The organism is Collimonas fungivorans (genome assembly GCF_001584145.1).
In the GTDB taxonomy this organism is placed as follows: Bacteria; Pseudomonadota; Gammaproteobacteria; order Burkholderiales; family Burkholderiaceae_D; genus Collimonas; species Collimonas fungivorans.
The window spans coordinates 4468246-4485310 of the sequence record NZ_CP013232.1 but is presented as its reverse complement, the minus strand read 5'-3'; the positions used below and the strand labels follow the sequence as shown (position 1 = coordinate 4485310).

14 protein-coding genes are annotated in these 17065 nt (G+C 60.8%); 6 read left to right on the top strand and 8 right to left on the bottom strand.

All coding sequences use genetic code 11. From position 1 onward, the window contains the following. The gene (locus CFter6_RS19635; RefSeq protein ID WP_236904424.1) at nt 1-663 is read right to left on the bottom strand and encodes a TetR/AcrR family transcriptional regulator; all 663 of its coding nucleotides are present in this window, start codon (nt 661-663) and stop codon (nt 1-3) included. A gap of 386 nt (nt 664-1049) precedes the next feature. Between CFter6_RS19635 and CFter6_RS19630 the strand changes: the two genes are divergently transcribed. From CFter6_RS19630 to CFter6_RS19615, 4 genes are read left to right on the top strand one after another with little or no spacing between them, the layout of a single operon-like run. After that, nucleotides 1050-1982, top strand: a complete 933-nt coding sequence (locus tag CFter6_RS19630; RefSeq protein ID WP_061541351.1) for an esterase/lipase family protein — start codon at nt 1050-1052, stop codon at nt 1980-1982. Nucleotides 1983-1984: 2 nt separating this feature from the next. After that, nucleotides 1985-2899 carry a lipase secretion chaperone gene (locus CFter6_RS19625; RefSeq protein WP_061541350.1) on the top strand — a complete coding sequence of 305 codons (915 nt, stop codon included), beginning with the start codon at nt 1985-1987 and terminating at the stop codon, nt 2897-2899. Next, entirely contained in the window at nt 2896-4188 is a 1293-nt protein-coding gene (locus CFter6_RS19620; protein WP_417924779.1) for an acetyl-CoA C-acetyltransferase, read from the top strand. The genes CFter6_RS19625 and CFter6_RS19620 overlap by 4 nt, the downstream gene beginning before the upstream one ends. 14 nt (nt 4189-4202) lie before the next feature. Continuing rightward, the gene (locus tag CFter6_RS19615; RefSeq protein ID WP_061541348.1) at nt 4203-5549 is read left to right on the top strand and encodes a 3-oxoacyl-ACP reductase; all 1347 of its coding nucleotides are present in this window, start codon (nt 4203-4205) and stop codon (nt 5547-5549) included. A gap of 69 nt (nt 5550-5618) precedes the next feature. Here CFter6_RS19615 and CFter6_RS19610 read toward each other — a convergent pair whose 3' ends face one another. The 4 genes from CFter6_RS19610 to CFter6_RS19595 all read right to left on the bottom strand — a co-directional run bounded on the left by CFter6_RS19610 (nt 5619) and on the right by CFter6_RS19595 (nt 11432). After that, nucleotides 5619-6980, bottom strand: a complete 1362-nt coding sequence (locus tag CFter6_RS19610) for an 8-oxoguanine deaminase (RefSeq protein WP_061541347.1) — start codon at nt 6978-6980, stop codon at nt 5619-5621. A 34-nt stretch (nt 6981-7014) separates the two neighbouring features. Further along, nucleotides 7015-8775, bottom strand: a complete 1761-nt coding sequence (locus CFter6_RS19605) for an allantoate amidohydrolase (protein ID WP_061542481.1) — start codon at nt 8773-8775, stop codon at nt 7015-7017. A gap of 114 nt (nt 8776-8889) precedes the next feature. Next, on the bottom strand, nt 8890-10284 hold the full coding sequence (locus CFter6_RS19600) for a nucleobase:cation symporter-2 family protein (RefSeq protein ID WP_061541346.1): 1395 nt from the start codon (nt 10282-10284) through the stop codon (nt 8890-8892). Between the two features lie 209 nt (nt 10285-10493). Then, entirely contained in the window at nt 10494-11432 is a 939-nt protein-coding gene (locus tag CFter6_RS19595) for a LysR substrate-binding domain-containing protein (RefSeq protein WP_061541345.1), read from the bottom strand. 315 nt (nt 11433-11747) lie between these two features. Here CFter6_RS19595 and CFter6_RS19590 point away from each other — a divergent pair, with 315 nt between their 5' ends. Next, nucleotides 11748-13019, top strand: coding sequence for a urate hydroxylase PuuD (locus tag CFter6_RS19590; RefSeq protein WP_061541344.1), 1272 nt, complete (start codon nt 11748-11750; stop codon nt 13017-13019). Between the two features lie 104 nt (nt 13020-13123). Continuing rightward, nucleotides 13124-14752: an HAL/PAL/TAL family ammonia-lyase gene (locus CFter6_RS19585; RefSeq protein ID WP_061541343.1), complete on the top strand. Its 1629-nt coding sequence runs from the start codon at nt 13124-13126 to the stop codon at nt 14750-14752. A gap of 77 nt (nt 14753-14829) precedes the next feature. On the opposite strand, the gene CFter6_RS19580 is transcribed toward CFter6_RS19585, so the two are convergent. The 3 genes from CFter6_RS19580 to CFter6_RS19570 all read right to left on the bottom strand — a co-directional run bounded on the left by CFter6_RS19580 (nt 14830) and on the right by CFter6_RS19570 (nt 16995). Continuing rightward, the gene (locus CFter6_RS19580) at nt 14830-15012 is read right to left on the bottom strand and encodes a 4-oxalocrotonate tautomerase (protein ID WP_061541342.1); all 183 of its coding nucleotides are present in this window, start codon (nt 15010-15012) and stop codon (nt 14830-14832) included. Nucleotides 15013-15036: 24 nt separating this feature from the next. Then, nucleotides 15037-15783, bottom strand: coding sequence for a class II aldolase/adducin family protein (locus CFter6_RS19575; protein ID WP_061541341.1), 747 nt, complete (start codon nt 15781-15783; stop codon nt 15037-15039). A gap of 111 nt (nt 15784-15894) precedes the next feature. Next, a complete protein-coding gene (locus CFter6_RS19570; protein WP_061541340.1) occupies nt 15895-16995 on the bottom strand; it encodes a porin in 1101 nt (366 codons plus the stop codon). Between the last annotated feature and the right edge of the window lie 70 nt (nt 16996-17065).

The following is a 17065-nucleotide window of genomic DNA, read 5'->3' as shown; positions in this document are numbered from 1 at the left end:
CTACTTCTGGCGCGGCGCCAGCAGCAATTCCTTGGTGAAGATCAGCTGTCTTTTGCGGGCCTTGTCGTCATTCAGGTCCCACAGCAGCGACTGCGCCAGCTGGAAGCTGTACAGGGTAAACGCCCGGCTGTTGGCCTCCGCTTTGCCAAAGCCCATGCCCTGGAATCCTTTGCTGTAGTAGGTAAGCCGTTGCTGGTCGACCTCGCGCACCGCTTGCCGCGCCATGTCGTCGCGCCGCGACCAGGCGCGGATAGCGAACTCGATCATGGCCGCACGGCGCGCCGTGAGGCCATGGAAAGGCAGGGCCAGCACTTCGTCCAGCACTTCCTCGGCCGAAAATACGCGCCCCTCGAATGTGCGCAGCACTTGCGTCGTGGTCCTCTCATGCCACCGTTTCAGCAGCTTGGAGAGCAGGTCGTTCCTGTCCTTGAAGTGGTAGTAGAAACTTCCCACCGTAATACCCAGCTCGCGCGCCAGCGACTCGACCCGTACGGCATCGATGCTTTTGCTGATCAGCAGTTCGGTTGCCGCATCGATCCAGTCATCCGGCGACAGGATTTTTTTGTTCTCGCGCGGCGTGGTGATTCGGGCATTGTTTCCTCGGACGACACTCCAGTTTCTCCCCCTGATACGGCATATTGTACAAACCGGGTTCCTGCGCAATTATCCCAGGCCCCGCGCCTGCTGGCTGCATCGACCCTCGCACTGGCGATCGACGGCCGTTCATTATAGTTCATGCTTCCCGCGAAGAATCGCCAGCCGGACGGCAGCAGAGCTGGTCCCGGTTTCTCCAAAAGACGCAAAATCATAAAAATAGGGTACCCTATGTTTAAATAGGCTAGCCTATGTTAGAGTGCATCAGGCAGATGATCGCCTGCGATGTCAGATTGATATTTTTAGCAGGAAAATGAGACACCGCCGCAGAGCGGTGCTTCGTTGAAGTGGCAGGAAACCGAGGATGCTGACAATGGAAAGGAGAAATCCATCAGGTAATCCAGAACGTGGTTTCACTCGTAACGAGTTCATAAAAATTTTCGGAGATACATAAAATGAAAAAGCAATTCTTGCAATGGCTTGGCGCCGCCCTGGTCGCCTTGGCCGTCCTGCCGGCGCCGTCCTGGGCTGCTACCGGCTACACCCAGACCAAATACCCGATCATCTTGGTGCACGGCTTGTTCGGTTTCGACAAGATCGGGCCGGTCGAGTATTTTTATGGGATTCCCGAGGCACTGAACGCTGACGGAGCGCAGGTTTACGTCGCCGAAGTATCGGCTGCCAACAGCACGGAAGTGCGTGGCGAACAATTGCTGACCTATGTCAAACAGGTGCTGGCCGCGACGGGCGCCGCCAAGGTCAACCTGATCGGACACAGCCATGGCGGACCAACCGTCCGCTATGTCGCTTCGGTGGCGCCGCAGCTGGTGGCTTCGGTGTCCAGCGTAGCCGGTCCGAACAAAGGCGCGGCGGTGGCTGACATCATCCGCGGCGCGGTGGCTCCGGGTTCTTTCACCCAAGCGGTGCTGGGATCGGTGGCCAATGGTTTCACCAAGCTGATCGATGTATTGTCGGGCGGCGGCAATCCGCAGGATTCGGTCGCCGCGCTGGATTCGCTGACTACCGCAGGCATGGCCAAATTCAACCTGGCGCATCCTGAAGCCGTGCCTGCGACCGCTTGCGGCGAAGGCGATTACCAGGTGGGCGGGGTGTATTATTTTTCCTGGAGCGGGGGCCAGCCTCTGACTAACATGCTCGACCCTAGCGACGGCAGCATGGCCCTGCTTTCGCTTGCATATGGCGGCGCCAAGAGCGACGGCCTGGTGAGCAGCTGCGGCAGCCATCTGGGCCGCGTGATCCGCGACAACTACGGCATGAACCATCTGGATGAAGTGAACCAGGTGCTGGGGCTGGTGAATATTTTTGAAACCAATCCGAAGACGGTCTATCGCCAGCAAGCCAACCGCTTGAAGGGCCTGGGACTGTAAGCATGCAAATCCGATATCCATTTGTCTGGATCGGGGCGGCGGCTTTGGCCGCCGCCATTGCCGTCCCGTTGCTGATGACGCGTGAGGAGCCACCTGCGCCAAAAGCCGCTGCGCAAGCCGACCTGTTCCCTTTCGTGAAATCGCTGCAAGGGACCCGCCCCGACGGCGACATCAAGGTTGCCGCCGGCGACGTGCTGGTGGTCGACGCCCAGCTGGTGGACTTGTTTGACTATTACCTGAGCGCCATGGGCGAGAAACCGCTGGATGCCATCCGCAAGGAAATCGAGCAGGAACTCGAACGGCGCCTGACGCCGAATGCCGCCGGCGAGGCCAAGCGCCTGCTGGGCAATTACATCGAATACAAGACCGCGCTGGTCGAGCTGGATAAAAACCCGCAGCTGGGCGGCAACGGCCTGGCCGCGATCCGGCAGCGCATGGAAAAAATGCAGGAAATGCGCGCCCGCTTTTTCAGCCCTGCGGAAAGCAAGGGCATGTTCGGTTCCAGCGATACCGAAGACATGGACACGCTGGCAAGGATGGAAATCGGCCAGGACAAATCGCTGAGCGAGGCGCAGAAGCAGGCAAAGCTGGCCGCGCTGGATGCCGCCTTGCCGGCGTCGTTGCGGGAAGCGCGGGCAGCGCCCCTGAAAATCGTCAAGCTGGAGGATAGCGCGGCCAAGATGCGGCAGCAGGGCGCCAGCGAAGACGACGTCTATCGCATGCGGGCGGCAGCCCTGTCGCCGGAAGCGGCCGCGCGCATGGCGGAAGTCGACCAGGGCGAAGCGGCCTGGAAAAGCCGGATTAGCGCTTACCTGGCAGAACGTAGTAAGCTCAGCAATGCCGACGCTATCGCGGAATTAAGAAACAGGATGTTTGACGCCAATGAACAAAAACGCCTGCCTGCCTATGAAAAATGAGTGTCATGAATAAGCTGCCGCCGCGCCGGGTCGCCATCGTCGGCGCCAACCGGATTCCGTTTGCGCGTTCGAATACCGCCTATGCGGAACTCAGCAACAAGACCATGCTGACCGACACCTTGCGCGGCATGGTCGGCAAGTACGGACTGGCGGGGGAACTGCTGGGCGAAGTGGTCGGCGGCGCGGTGATGAAACATGCGCGCGACTGGAACATGCTGCGGGAATGCACGCTGGACAGCGGCCTGCATCCGGCCACCCCGGCTTTTGACATCCAGCAAGCCTGCGGCACCGGGCTGGAAGCGGCCATCCTGGTGGCAAACAAGATCGCCCTGGGACAGATCGAAGCTGGCATAGCCTGCGGCGTGGACACTACCTCGGACGTGCCGGTCGGTGTCAATCCCGGCTTGCAGCGCGGCTTGATGAAGTTGAATGCGGCGCGCGGCAAAGGCGATAAGCTGATGGCGATGCTGCGCTTGCTCAAGCCGTCTTACCTGATCCCCGAGATTCCGGCCAATGCCGAGCCGTGCACCGGAAAATCCATGGGCCAGCATGCGCAGATCACGGCCGCGCGCTACGGCATCGGCCGCGAGGCGCAAGACGAGTTGGCCCTGGCCAGCCATGTCAATCTGGCGCAAGCTTACGATGAAGGTTTTTTCGATGACCTGGTGATGCCGTACCACGGCCTGGCGCGCGACAATAACCTGCGCACCAATTCTTCCCTGGAGCAGCTGGCCAAGCTGAAACCAGCCTTCGACCGGCAAAACGGCACCATCACCGCAGCCAATTCTTCGCCGCTCACCGACGGCGCTTCCGCCGTGCTGCTGGCATCGGAAGAGTGGGCGCAGAAAAAAGGCTTGCCGGTAATGGCCTACCTGGTTGCCGGCGAAGTCGCCGCGGTGGATTTCATCGACGAGCATGAAGGTTTGCTGATGGCGCCGGCCTACGCCATCCCGCGCATGCTGCGCAAGCACCAGCTGGCCTTGCAGGATTTCGATTTTTACGAAATCCACGAAGCCTTTGCCGCGGTAGTGCTGTGCACCCTGGCAGCCTGGGAGTCGGCTGATTTCTGCCGCGACAAGCTTGGGCTGGAACAGCCGCTTGGCGCCATCGACCGCACCCGGCTCAACATCAAAGGCAGTTCCATCGCCACCGGCCATCCGTTTGCCGCCACCGGCACGCGCGTGGTGGCGACGCTGGCGAAAATACTTGAGCAGGCGGGCAGCGGCCGTGGCCTGATCTCGATTTGCGCAGCAGGCGGACAAGGCGTCACCGCAATATTAGAAAAGTAGAGAAAGCAGTATCCATGTCCGACTTGTTAATCAAATTGTCCGGCAGCCGCTTCGGCGCCGGCATCGTCAAGCTGTTGGGATTGCCGGCGCCGATTGAATTGGCGCGCAGTGAGGGGCCCTATGCAGAACAGCCACTGGCGGGGAAAAAAATCCTGCTGGGCCGTTCACAGAACGGTTATGCCATAGATCGCCTGTGGCAGGCCGCGCGCGATGCCGGCGCGGTGGCGTTGGAAACCGCCGATGCCGGTCCTGACATCCTGATCATGGACGCCACCGGCTGCACCAGTCCGTCCGACTATCGTGCACTCTACGATTTTTTCCATCCGCTGATGCGTTCGATAGCGCGCAACGCCAGGGTGCTGATCGTAGCTGCGCTGCCTGCGGCAAGCAGCGACCCGATAGCGGCGGCAACCGCGCGCGGCATCGAAGGGTTCAGCCGCTCGCTGGCCAAGGAACTGGGACCGCGCGGCGCCACGGTCAATCTTGCCTATGTCGCCAGCGATGCAATTGATCGCTTGGCGGGCGTCGTGTATTTCTTTTGCGGCGTGCAGACAACGTACGTGACCGGACAAGTGGTGCATGTCACTTCTCAAGTGGCTGCGCCGGCATCGCAGGTTTACCACGGGGCGCTCAAAGCCAAGGTGGCGCTGGTGACGGGAAGCGCACGCGGCATCGGCCAGGCAACCGCGATGCGGCTGGCGCAGGAAGGCGCACAAGTGATCTGCCTGGATATCCCGGCGGCAAGCGCAGCCTTGCATGAGACCTGCAGGGCGATCGGCGCGATACCGCTGCTGCTGGATATCGCCAGTCCGGATGCGCCGCGCCAGCTGATGGATTTTTTCAAGGAACGGTTTGGCCGCCTGGATATCCTGGTCCACAACGCAGGCATTACGCGCGACAAGACCCTTGCCAACATGAAAGAACAGTCCTGGGACCAGGTGGTGGACATCAATTTCTCGGCAGTTGCGGCGATCGACCGCATGCTGCTGTCGGAAAATATCCTGCGCGACCAGGCCCGGCTGGTTTACCTGTCATCCATCAGCGGCGTGGCCGGCAATTTCGGACAGACCAACTATGCGCTGACAAAAGCCGCGCTGATCGGCTATGTCGCAGCGCAGGCGCCGCTGCTTGCCGGACGCGGCATCTGCATCAACGCCGTGGCTCCCGGTTTTATCGAAACCGCGATGACGCAGGACATGCCGTTCATGGCGCGCGAGATCGGCCGCCGCCTGAACTCCGTCAAGCAGGGCGGCCAGCCGCGCGACGTGGCGGAGCTGATCACCTTCCTGTGCACCCCGGGCGCCTGGGGCATCAGCGGCGAAACCATTCGCGTTTGCGGCCAGGGCCTGATCGGCGCCTGAATAGCAGTCCCAGATGAAAAGAATGGTCGCCGGCATTTCGCTGGCGGCCATTGTTTCCGAAAACGCGTATCAGCGTGCAGCTTCAGCCAGCGACAACGCCAGCTTGTTGTGGCGCTCCAGCACATTGCCCAAATCGACAGTAGTGAACTGGCCGTTGCGCACCACCACCCGGCCGTTGATGATGCTGTAGGCGACATCCGCCGGCGTACAGAACACCAGCGCCGCCACCGGATCGTGCCAGCCGCCGGCGAATCCGACTTTATTCAGGTCGAACAGCACCAGGTCGGCCGACATGCCCGGCTTCAGGGCGCCGATATCGTCGCGGTTGAGCACCTTGGCGCCGCCCAGCGTCGCCAGTTCCAGCGCCTGGCGCGCGGTCATGGCGTCCGGACCGAAACCGACCCGCTGCAGCAGCATCGCTTGCCGTACTTCGCCCAGCATGTGGGCGCCGTCGTTGGAGGCCGAGCCGTCGACGCCGATGCCGACCGCCACGCCGGCATCGACCATCTGGCGGATCGGCGCGATGCCGGAAGCCAGCCGCATATTGGAGCAGGGGCAATGGGCGATGCCTGTGCCTGTGCGGGCGAACATGTAGATGCCTTCGTCGTCGAGCTGCACGCAATGCGCATGCCAGACATCGTGGCCGACCCAGCCGCAGTCTTCCGCGTACTCGGCCGGCGTCATGTTGAATTTTTCGCGGCTGTAGGCGATGTCGTTGACGTTTTCCGCCAGGTGGGTATGCAGCGAGACGCCATGATGGCGCGCCATCACGGCCGATTCGCGCATCAGGTCGCGCGACACCGAGAACGGCGAGCAGGGCGCCACCACGATGCGTTGCATCGCATGGCGGCTGCTGTCGTGGTAGGTCTCGATCAGGCGTTGCGTATCTTGCAGGATGGCTTTTTCATCTTCCACTACGCGGTCCGGCGGCAGGCCGCCTTTCGACTGGCCGACGCTCATCGAGCCGCGCGCCGCATGGAAGCGCATGCCGATCTGCTGCGCCGCTTCGATGCTGTGATCGAGCTTGCAGCCGTTGGGATAGATGTACAGGTGATCGCTGCTGGTGGTGCAGCCGGACATGATCAGTTCCGCCATCGCGGTCAGGGTCGAGACCTGGATCATTTCCGGCGTCAGGTTGGCCCAGATCGGATACAGGTTGGTCAGCCAGTTGAACAGCTCGCCGTTCTGCGCCGCCGGGATGACGCGCGTCAGGCTCTGGTACATATGGTGATGGGTATTCACCAGGCCCGGGATGACGACGTGATTGCCGGCGTCGATGACTTCGTCGGCGGTTTGCGGCAGGTCGGCGCTGTTGCCGACCTGTTCGATCACATTGTCGCGGATGAAGACTGCGCCACCCGCAATTTCACGGCGCGTGTCATCCATGGTAACGACGACACGCGCATTTTTTATTAATAAAGTTTTAGACATTGCGTTTGATCCAATGAGATCCAAAGACGCTGGTTCAAGGCTTTGGTGTAAAGCGGCGTAGGAAATCCAGCAAGATTTGCGCCGATACTTCGGCATCGTCCGCAGTCATTGTTTCCAATGGGTTGTGGCTGATGCCGCCGTTGCCGCAACGCGTAAACAGCATGGCGACGTCGGTTATTTTGGCAATGGTCATGGCGTCATGGCCGGCGCCGGAAGCGAGCTTGAACGGTTTGACACCGGCGCGTTCGGTAGCGGCCGACAGCTGCTCCATCAGCCATGAAGCGCACGGTGCGGCGGGCGCCGACACCATCTTCTCGACATTGGCTTCGATGCAGCGGCGTTCGCACACCGTTTCGATATGGCGCAGCACGTCTTCCACGGCAGCGTCGCGGATGGCATCGTCGGCGGCGCGGATATCCAGCGAGAACACACAGGCGCCGGGAATCACGTTGGTGGAACCGTTAGGCACCTGCAGCTGGCCGACAGTGCCCACCAGCGAAGCATGCTGGTCCCGGGCGCAGCGCTGTTCCACATACAGCAGGATTTCGGCGGCGGCGGCGGCGGCGTCCTTGCGCATCGGCATCGGCGTGGTGCCGGAGTGGCTGGCGACGCCTTTCAGCTGCACCATGTAGCGGCAGCTGCCGGCGATCGAGGTGACGATGCCGACCGGCAGGTCGCGCTGCAGCAGCACCGGCCCCTGTTCGATGTGTACTTCGACGTAACCCAGCAAATCGGCAGGATTGCGGGCGATGGCGGGAATCGCCGCCGGATCGTGCCCGGCTTGCAGCAGGGCGTCGCGCATGCTGGTGCCGTCGCGGTCGAGCGTGTTCAGCAGCTCCAGGTTGAACTGGCCGATGATGGCGTTGCTGCCGAGGAAAGTGCTCTTGAAACGCACGCCTTCCTCTTCCGAGAAAGCGACGATTTCGAAATGGAAAGGCAGCTTTTCGCCGCGCTCGTGCAGGTGCTTGACGATGGCGATCGGCAGCAGGATGCCTTCGCGGCCATCGTATTTGCCGCCATTGCGCACGGTGTCGTAGTGCGAGCCGGTCATCAGGGTCTTGGCGGCCGGGTTGTCCGACAGGTAGCGGCCGACCACGTTGCCGACTGCATCGGTCTCGGCCTGCATGCCGGCTTCGCGCATCCAGCCGGCAATCTGCGCGGCGGTGCGGCGGTGGGCGTCGGTCATGTAGGCGCAGGTGAGGCCGTTCTCGTCATCGCTCCAGGCGCCGATCTGCTCGGCCCATTGCATGATGGTCTGGCCCAGCTGCGGCGCATAACCGAGCAGGTCGTTGCTGCGCATTTCGGCGATGCGGCCGATCTGTCGCAGGGCTTCTCCCAATTCGTCGTCGAACTGGTTTTTCAGGCGCCGGCTGAAAGTGGCGATGATGGCCTGGCGCGACAGGCCCTGGCCGTCGGCGCCCTTGACCGCGAGAATGAAAGGAAAGCCGAATTTCTTGTTGTAATCGGCGTTGAGCTTTTGCAGCGTAGCGAATTCTTCCGGGCTGCAATTGTTGAGCCCGGCCTTGGCCTGTTCCCCGGTCGATTCGGCGGTCAGTTCGCCGGAAATGGCTGCCTTGCCGGCCAGCTCCGGGTGGGCGCGGATCAGGCCCAGTTGTTCTTCCCTGGTGGCCGAGCTGACGACTGCCTGCATCGCCAGCTTCAAGGCGGTGATATTGGCGAACGGCCGCTGCGCGGCGGCGCGTTCGGGAATCCACGGCGAGTGCTCGTAGATGCCGTGCAGCGTTGCCACGAATGCCGTTACATCGCTGTTGTTCAGTTGTTCTAGAGTTGTCATCTGTATCATCGGCGGGTCCGACCCGCTTCATCCTTGGTTAAATCGCTTCTATTTTGCTTCTATTTTTCTTATGGGCTGGACCCACATCTACTTCAATTTACTTCAAAAACAATTTTAGTGATCAGAGCTCTGTGCCGCCGCCAACGCATGTGAACGGCTGTCTTCGTTGCTGCCCTTGCCATTGAAAAACAAATTCAACAGAACCGCCATAGTGGACGCCAGCAAGATGCCGCTGTGCAGGATGGTCGACAGGAATACCGGCATCTTGTCGAAAAAGGTCGGCGCCACGATAGGGATCATGCCGGCGCCGAAGCTGACGGCGACGATGAACAGGTTGTTGCGGTTGTGCTGGAAATCGACCTTCGACAGGATCTTGATGCCGGTCGCCGCCACCATGCCGAACATGACGATGCCGGCGCCGCCCAGCACGAACTGGGGAATCGAGGCAGCCACATGCGCCATTTTGGGGAACAGGCCGAACAGCATCAGGATCACGCCGGCTGCGGCGCAGACATAGCGGCTGCGCACGCCGGTGACGCCGACCAGGCCGACATTCTGCGAAAACGAGGTATAGGGGAAGGTATTGAAGATGCCGCCGATCACGCTGCCCAGGCCGTCGACGCGCAAGCCGCGCGCCAGGGTCTGGTCGTCGATTTTCTTGCCGACGATTTCGCCGAGGGCGATGAACATGCCGGTCGATTCGATCATGGTAACGATCATGACCAGGCACATGCTGAGGATGGAACCGAGGTCGAATTTCGGCCAGCCGTAATGGAAGGGGCGGATAAAGGCGAACCATTCGGCATTGCCGAGGCCGTAGAAACTGATCTTGCCCATCGCCATGGCGATGATGAAACCGATGATCATGCCGCTCAGCACCGAGATGTTGGCGATAAAACCCTTGACGTACTTGGTGATCAGCAGGATCGATATCAGCACGATCAAGGCGATGCCGAGGCTGGTCGGCGAACCGTAGTCGGGATTGGGAATCTTGGTGAAGACGCCGTCGACCAGGGTGCCGATCACCGGCTGGCCGCCAGCCGCCCAATTGATGCCGACGCCCATCAGCGAAATGCCGATGACGCTGATCACGGTGCCGGTCACCACCGGCGGGAAGAAGCGCATCAGGCGGCTCATGTAGGGCGCGGCAAAGACGCAGAATATGCCGGAGGCGATCACCGCGCCGTAGATATGGACAATCGTCAGCTGCGGGTTGCCGGCCATCGCCACCATCGGGCCGACGGCGGCGAAGGTGACGCCCATCATCACCGGCATCTTGATGCCGAATTTCCAGAAGCCCAGGCTCTGGATCAGGGTTACCAGGCCACAGCAGAACAGGTCGGCGCTGATCAGGAATGCGATGTCGCTTTTGGCCAGGTTGAGGGCGCCGCCGATGATCAGCGGCACGGCGATGGCGCCGGCATACATCACCAGCACGTGCTGCATGCCAAGCGCAGCGAGTTTGCCTACGGGGAGTTTTTCATCTACCGGATCTGTGCTGCTGGTCATCGTGTGTCTCCTGGGTGCAGTTATTTTAGTGCTTGCGGCGACATCGATCCGGCCTTTTTACTTCCTGCCTGGCGGGACCGATGCGCAACAGCCTCACAAGTCTCCTGCCGCATGGACAGGGCTTGTGCTGTCCGATACTACTTTGCCCAGCCTCTCACGATATATATACTGGCTGATAGTTGATTTATGTATTTGGATATATGACAGGATTACTTGGCAAGCATTGCCTTGGCGGCAATGCCGATCTGTTCGCGCAGCCATTTGTGCTCGGTCGCCTGGTGCACGCGCTCATGCCATAGTTGGTAAAAACGCATGGGCGGGAACTTGATCGGCAAGGTGAAGCTTTTCAGCGCCAGCGTCTTTTCATAAAAGAGTGCGAACTGGCGGCCGGTGGTCAGCACCAGGTCGGTTTGCGCCACCATATAGGGCAGCATGCCGAAGTAGGCCGATTCGACTACCACGTTGCGGTTCAGGTTCTGGCTGTCGAGGAAGGAATCGATGATGCCGTGGTAACCGGGCAGCACCTGCCATGGCGCCACGTGCGGCAGCGACAGGTAGTCTTCTACCGTCATCTGGTCGGCTGCGGTGCGCTTGGCGTAGGCGCTGTCGGCGCGCATCAGGCAGACGATGGGGTCGTCGAACAGTTTGGACAGGTGCAGGTGCGGCGGCGGTTCGTCCCAGTTGGCGATGACCAGGTCGAGGTCGCCGTCGGACAGCAGGCGCACGTAGTCGGTTTCCGGCCCCAGGGCGTGGATCACGATGCGGCTCTTGGGCGATTCGCGGCGCAGGCGTGTCACCACTTCCAGGAAGAACGGCGTGTTCATGTAATCCGGCGCGGCGATGTGAAAGGTGCGTGCTTCAGCCTGGGGCACGAAGGCGGTTTTTTGCACAAACAGCCGCTCGGTTTCTTCCAGGATGCGCTTGGCCGGCTTCAGCAGGCTTTCGCCGTGCTGGGTCGGCACCATGCCGCGCGCGCCGCGCACCAGCAGGGGATCGCCGGTCAGTTCGCGCAGCTTGCGCAGCGAGGCCGAGATCGACGGTTGCGGCTGGTTGAGCTTGAGGGCGACGCGCGAGACGTTCTTTTCGCACAGCAGCAGATACAAGATGCGTATCAGGTGGATATCCAGGTGGTCCGGCAGCTTGGCCATGTTGTCTCCGACTATTTTTAGGTATTATCAGAGTTCATTTTGTTATATGGATATGAGTATGTCAAATATATCTGAAAGTCCATGTTTTAGTAGCGCAATACGTTTATCTTGCGTGAATCTGGCGCGCTTTTAATCTGAGAGCGCAGGCAGGGGAATAATGAAGGCTGGGCAGGCAGGTATCTTGCTTATCCGATCATGTTGGTCGTAGCGGAGCTGAGATAGTCGTTATAAAAAGTTCGCGGCCGTACTGGAGGGCGTACCTCTATCGTTTGCAGAGCCCGCGGTGGCAGACGAGTAATAATCGTTGGGGAAGACATGGATGCATTGTTAGTTTCGTACGGGGTCGAATGGCTCAACCTGCTGGTCCGCTGGCTGCACCTGATCACGGGCATCGCCTGGATCGGCGCCTCGTTCTATTTCGTCTGGCTGGACAATTCGATCCGGCCGCCCAAAGCCGGCTCCGACCTGGCCAAGAAAGGCGTATCGGGAGAATTGTGGGCGGTCCACGGCGGCGGCTTCTACAATCCGCAAAAATACCTGGTGGCGCCGGCCGAGCTGCCGGAAGATCTGCACTGGTTCAAATGGGAAGCCTACGCCACCTGGCTGTCGGGTTTCGCCATGCTGTTCATCGTCTATTACTTCAATGCCTCGGCGATGATGATCAACAAGGACGTCGCCGACCTCAGCACCTGGCAGGCGATCGGCGTCGGCCTCGGCACGCTGGTCATCGGCTGGACCGTCTACGACCTGCTGTGCCGCTCGCCGCTGGGTAAGCGCGATGGCCTGCTCGGTTTGGTCATGTACCTGTTCATCGTGGCCGCCGCCTATGTGCTGTCGCACTTGCTGAGCGGCCGCGCCGCGTATATCCATGTCGGCGCCATGATCGGCACCATGATGGTGGGAAATGTGCTGATGGTGATCATCCCGGGCCAGCGCAAGCTGGTGGAAGCGATGCGCGTCGGTAAATCGCCGGATCCCATCTACGGCAAGAAAGCCAAGCAGCGCAGCGTGCACAACAACTACTTTACGCTGCCGGTGCTGTTCATCATGATCAGCAACCACTACGGCATGACCTACAGCCATCCATATAACTGGCTGATCCTGGCAGCGATCATTGCCGCCGGCGCCCTGATCCGCCACTTCTTCAACCTGCGCCATGCCGGCCGCGTGTCGTTCGGTTATCCGATTGCCGGCGTAGCCTTGCTGCTGGCGGTGGCGATCGCCATTGCACCGCGTCCGGTACAGCCAGTGGCGCCTGTGGCCAAGGCAGATGCTGCCGTGGCCGGCGCTGCCGCAGCTCCAGCTGCTCCGGCAGCAGCGACAGCAGCGACAGCCGACATGGCGCATATCCAGGAAATCATCGGCCAGCGCTGCGCCACCTGCCACTCGGCGCAGCCGACCCAGCCGGGTTTTGCTACGGCGCCGGCCGGCGTGATGCTGCAGACCGCAGACCAGATCCGGCAGCATGCCGACAAGGTCTATCAGCAAGCCGTGCAACTGAAGGCGATGCCGCTGGCTAACCTGACCCACATTACCGACGAAGAGCGGGCCCTGATCGGCACCTGGTATACCTCCGGCGCCAAGTAAGCCGGCGGGTATCTCATTCTTTTCCTGGAAGCCGGAAGCTGGTTGAGCAGTGATGCTCAAGCGGCTTCTGCGCTCGCTCTCCCTTATTTAAATCTGGAGTTTTCATGTCCCAAACCATCACCATCGACGGCTTCAACCTGACCGCGCAGCAAGTGGTCGACGTCGCCCGCGCACCGCACCTGCCGGTCACGCTGGCCGACTCTTCCCGCGCCGCCCTGAAAGAAAGCCGCGACTACATCGAAGCGACCTGGATGCACGACGAAGCGCCGATGATGTACAGCTTCAACACCGGCGTCGGCCTGCTGAAAGACACCCGCATCAAGGTCGAACACATCGAGCTGTTCCAGACGCAATTGATCAAGGCCCACTGCGCCGGCATCGGCGAACCGTTCTCGGAAGAAGTCAGCCGCGCCACCATGCTGTTGCGCGCCAATGCCTTCGCCAGCAACTATTCGGCGCCGCGGGTGGAAGTGGTGGATCGTTTGCTGGCTTTCCTGAACGCCGGCATCCATCCGATCATGCCGCAGAAGGGCTCGGTCGGCGCCTCCGGGGATTTGGCGCCACTGTCCTATCTGGCGGCGGCGATTGCCGGTTTCGACGAAGCCGAAGTGATGTACCAGGGCCAGCGCATGCGCGCGCCAGAGGCGATCACCAAGTCCGGCGTCGGTCCGGTCAAGTTCGACCTCAAAGCCAAGGATGCCTCGGCCCTGATCAACGGCTGCACCGCCTCGCTGGCGGTGGCGGTACTGGTGGCCCACGACGCCCGCAACCTGCTGAGCGACGCCTGCCTGTCACTGGGCCTGACGCTGGAAGCGATGCGCGCCGAAATGGCGGCGTTCGACCACCGCATCCAGCAAGCGCGTCCGCACGCCGGCCAGATCAAGACTGCCGCCATCATCCGCAAGCTCTTGTCCGGTTCCACCCGCACCACGCATGAAGCGCGCGCCGTGCAGTTCCCGGAAGAGCTGCGCCGCACCGATATCCCTTACACCGCCCGTATCCAGGACGTCTATTCGCTGCGCTGCTCGCCGCAAGTCTACGGTCCGGTATTCGATGCCCTTGACTATATCGATAACATTGTCGACAAGGAAATCAACTCCGCCACCGACAACCCGCTGATTTTCGATAAAGAAGGCGGTGGCTTCGAAATCATCTCCGGCGGCAATTTCCACGGCCAGTACCTGGCGCAGGCGATGGACTTGCTGGCCATGGCGATCACCGATCTCGGCAGCATCTGCGAACGCCGGGTCGCGCGCCTGATCGATCCGACCTTGTCGTGGGGTTTGCCGCGCAACCTGATGAGCGGCGTGCGCGGCGTCAATACCGGTTATCCGGTGGTGCAATGTTCGCTCAGTTCGCTGGTGATGGAAAACCGCACCCTGTGCATGCCGGGCAGCGTCGACAGCATCCCGGCCAAGGGCAACAGCGAAGACCATGTCTCGAACTCGACCTGGTGCGCGCGCAAGGCGGCCACCGTGGTGGCGAACACGCAATACATCATCGGCGTCGAGATGCTGCTGGCGGCGCAGGCCCTGACCATGACGGAAGATCTGCTGCCTGGTTTCGTGCTGGGCAAAGGCACGCAAGCGGCTTACCAGGAAATCCGCCGCCAGATCCCGGCCTGCCTGGAAGGCGACCGCTGGTTCCACAACGATATCGCGGTAGCGCAATCGTTTGTGGTGAGCGGTTCGGTGCGTAATGCGGTGGTCGAGAAGATCGGTGAATTTGTCTGACGAATTTGCCTGATTGGTGCGGTGGTAAATAAAAAAGGAGCTTCGCTCCTTTTTTTATGCAGCGATGTTTTACAAGCTCAGTCCGACCACAGCTTGCCGGCGGTAGCCCAGTTCTCGCGTTTGACTTCCTGGATGATGATGTCCACCGATTCCGGCCCGCAGTCCAGTGTCTGGCAGGTGACTTCGGTGATGGCTTTGACAAAAGCGCGCTTTTGCTCGGCGCTGCGGCCCTCGAACAGTTGTACGTTAAAAGTCGGCATGATAATCCTTTCTGTAAAAAATGATCAGTGTTGATAGCTGGGGTCGATGGCATCCAGCTGACGCAGCAGGGCAGGCCATTCCAGCAGGCCTTCGGGGCTGCCGTCGCCAAGCAACTGGTTGCGCGTCTTGCGGCAGATTTCCTGCGACGGCATGTTCAAGCGGCCGCCGCCGGCATTGGCTTTGAGCTGGATTTCACAAGCCTTGTCCAGCGTATCCATGAGGACATAGGCTTCGGCCACGGTGCGGCCGCATATCAGGCTGCCGTGATTGCGCAGCAGCATGGCCGGCAGCCGGCCCAGCCGCTCGACCAAACGTTCCTGTTCTGTCGGCGTCAGCGCCAGGCCCTCGTAGTCGTGGTAGGCGATCTGTTCATAAAAGCGCAGCGCGTGCTGGGAAATCGGCAGCAAGCCGTCGGCCAGGGTGCTGACCGCGACCGCGTTGACATTGTGCAGATGCATGACGCACACGGCATCCGGCCTGGCCGCATGCACCGCGCCGTGAATCGCGAAGCCGCTGACGTTGACCTGGTACGGCGAAGCGCCGACGACCTGTCCGCGGGCATCGATCTTGACCAGGTTCGATGCACATATTTCATCGAAACGATGGCCGAACGGATTGAGCAGGAAATGTCCGGGTTCATCCGGCACCGAGGCCGAGATGTGGGTGTAGATCAGGTCGTCCCAGCGCTTCAGGGCGCACAGGCGGTAGCAGGCCGCCAGGTCCTTGCGTACCTGCCACTCGGCGCTGCTGATGGTGGAGTCTGCCGGCATAGGAATCCAAACGTTAAAATGTGCGCCGGTCGGCAAGGCGAGCGGCGCACATTGGGGCAACTACTGTGGGTGCAACTACTGTATCACCTTATTTATTGCATTGTCCGTGCATCAGAAACGATGGCGGATACCCAGGGCAACGCTGTTGCCGACGGTTTGCTCGGTGATTTTGTCGTACATGTAGATCGCATACAGGTCGGTGCGCTTCGACATGTTGTAGTCGTAGCCCAGCGATGCGGTATTGCGCTTGAGCGATTCGCCCACCGCGGCGCCGGAACGCTTGGTGTTGGCCCAGGAGGCCAGCACCGCGCCCTGGCCCAGCGGGATGCTGGTGCCGAGCTGCAGCGTCTTGTCTTTCAGGTCGATGTCATGCGAGGTCTGGTCGTAGGTCGCAAACAGCTTGGCCACGGTGAAGTCGTAAGTGGCGCCAAGGAACCAGGCCGACTGGCGTGCGGCGACCATGCCGCTTGGCAGCGGGATATTGGTGGCCGGCTGCACATTGCCTGGCGACAGTTCCAGCGGATTGTTGACCTTGACGCGCTGGTAGTAGGCGGTCAGCGCCAGCGGGCCGTGGAAATACAAGACATTGGCGCCGATATTGTTCTTGCCGGTATTGCCTGCCTGTTCACCGAACTGGTAATGGAAGTTGGCTTTCAGGCCGCCGAAGTCTGGCGTCGTGTAGATGACTTCATTGCTCCAGCCGGTATCGCCGGCGACCGAGTTGGTCCAGCCGGAAGAATTGAACCAAGGCACGTCCATGTGCAGGATCAGCGGCGACAGCTGGAACGAATCGCCGAACGGATTGAACAGGATCGACGGCAGGAAGTTCGGCGCCAGGTCGCGGCCCAGCGAGATGGCGCCGAAACCGCCGATCAGGCCGACGTTGGCGTCGCGCGAGAACAGCGTTTCATTGCCGTCGAAGCGGCCGGCCTGGCCGGTGTCGGCGCGGAAGAACGAGGTCAGGTTGAACTTGGCCTTGAGTCCGCCGCCGAGATCTTCGGTGCCTTTGAAGCCGATCCAGGAAGTGGTCAGGCCGCCGCTGTTGACGACGTTGGTGCGCCCTGAGTCGCCGCTGTATTTCATCGAGCCGACATAGGTGTCGACCAAGCCGGTGACCTGCACCGAAGTTTGCGCCATCGCCGGCAGCGCGACCGCTGCGCCGAGAGCGGCAGCAACTTGCAGTGTTCGTAATCTGTTTTTAGCTGGGTACATCCCTGTCTCCTGGTTTTTATAAGATCGCAAATAAGTGGAAAATAAATCTCTGGTTTTATTCATCTGAAAC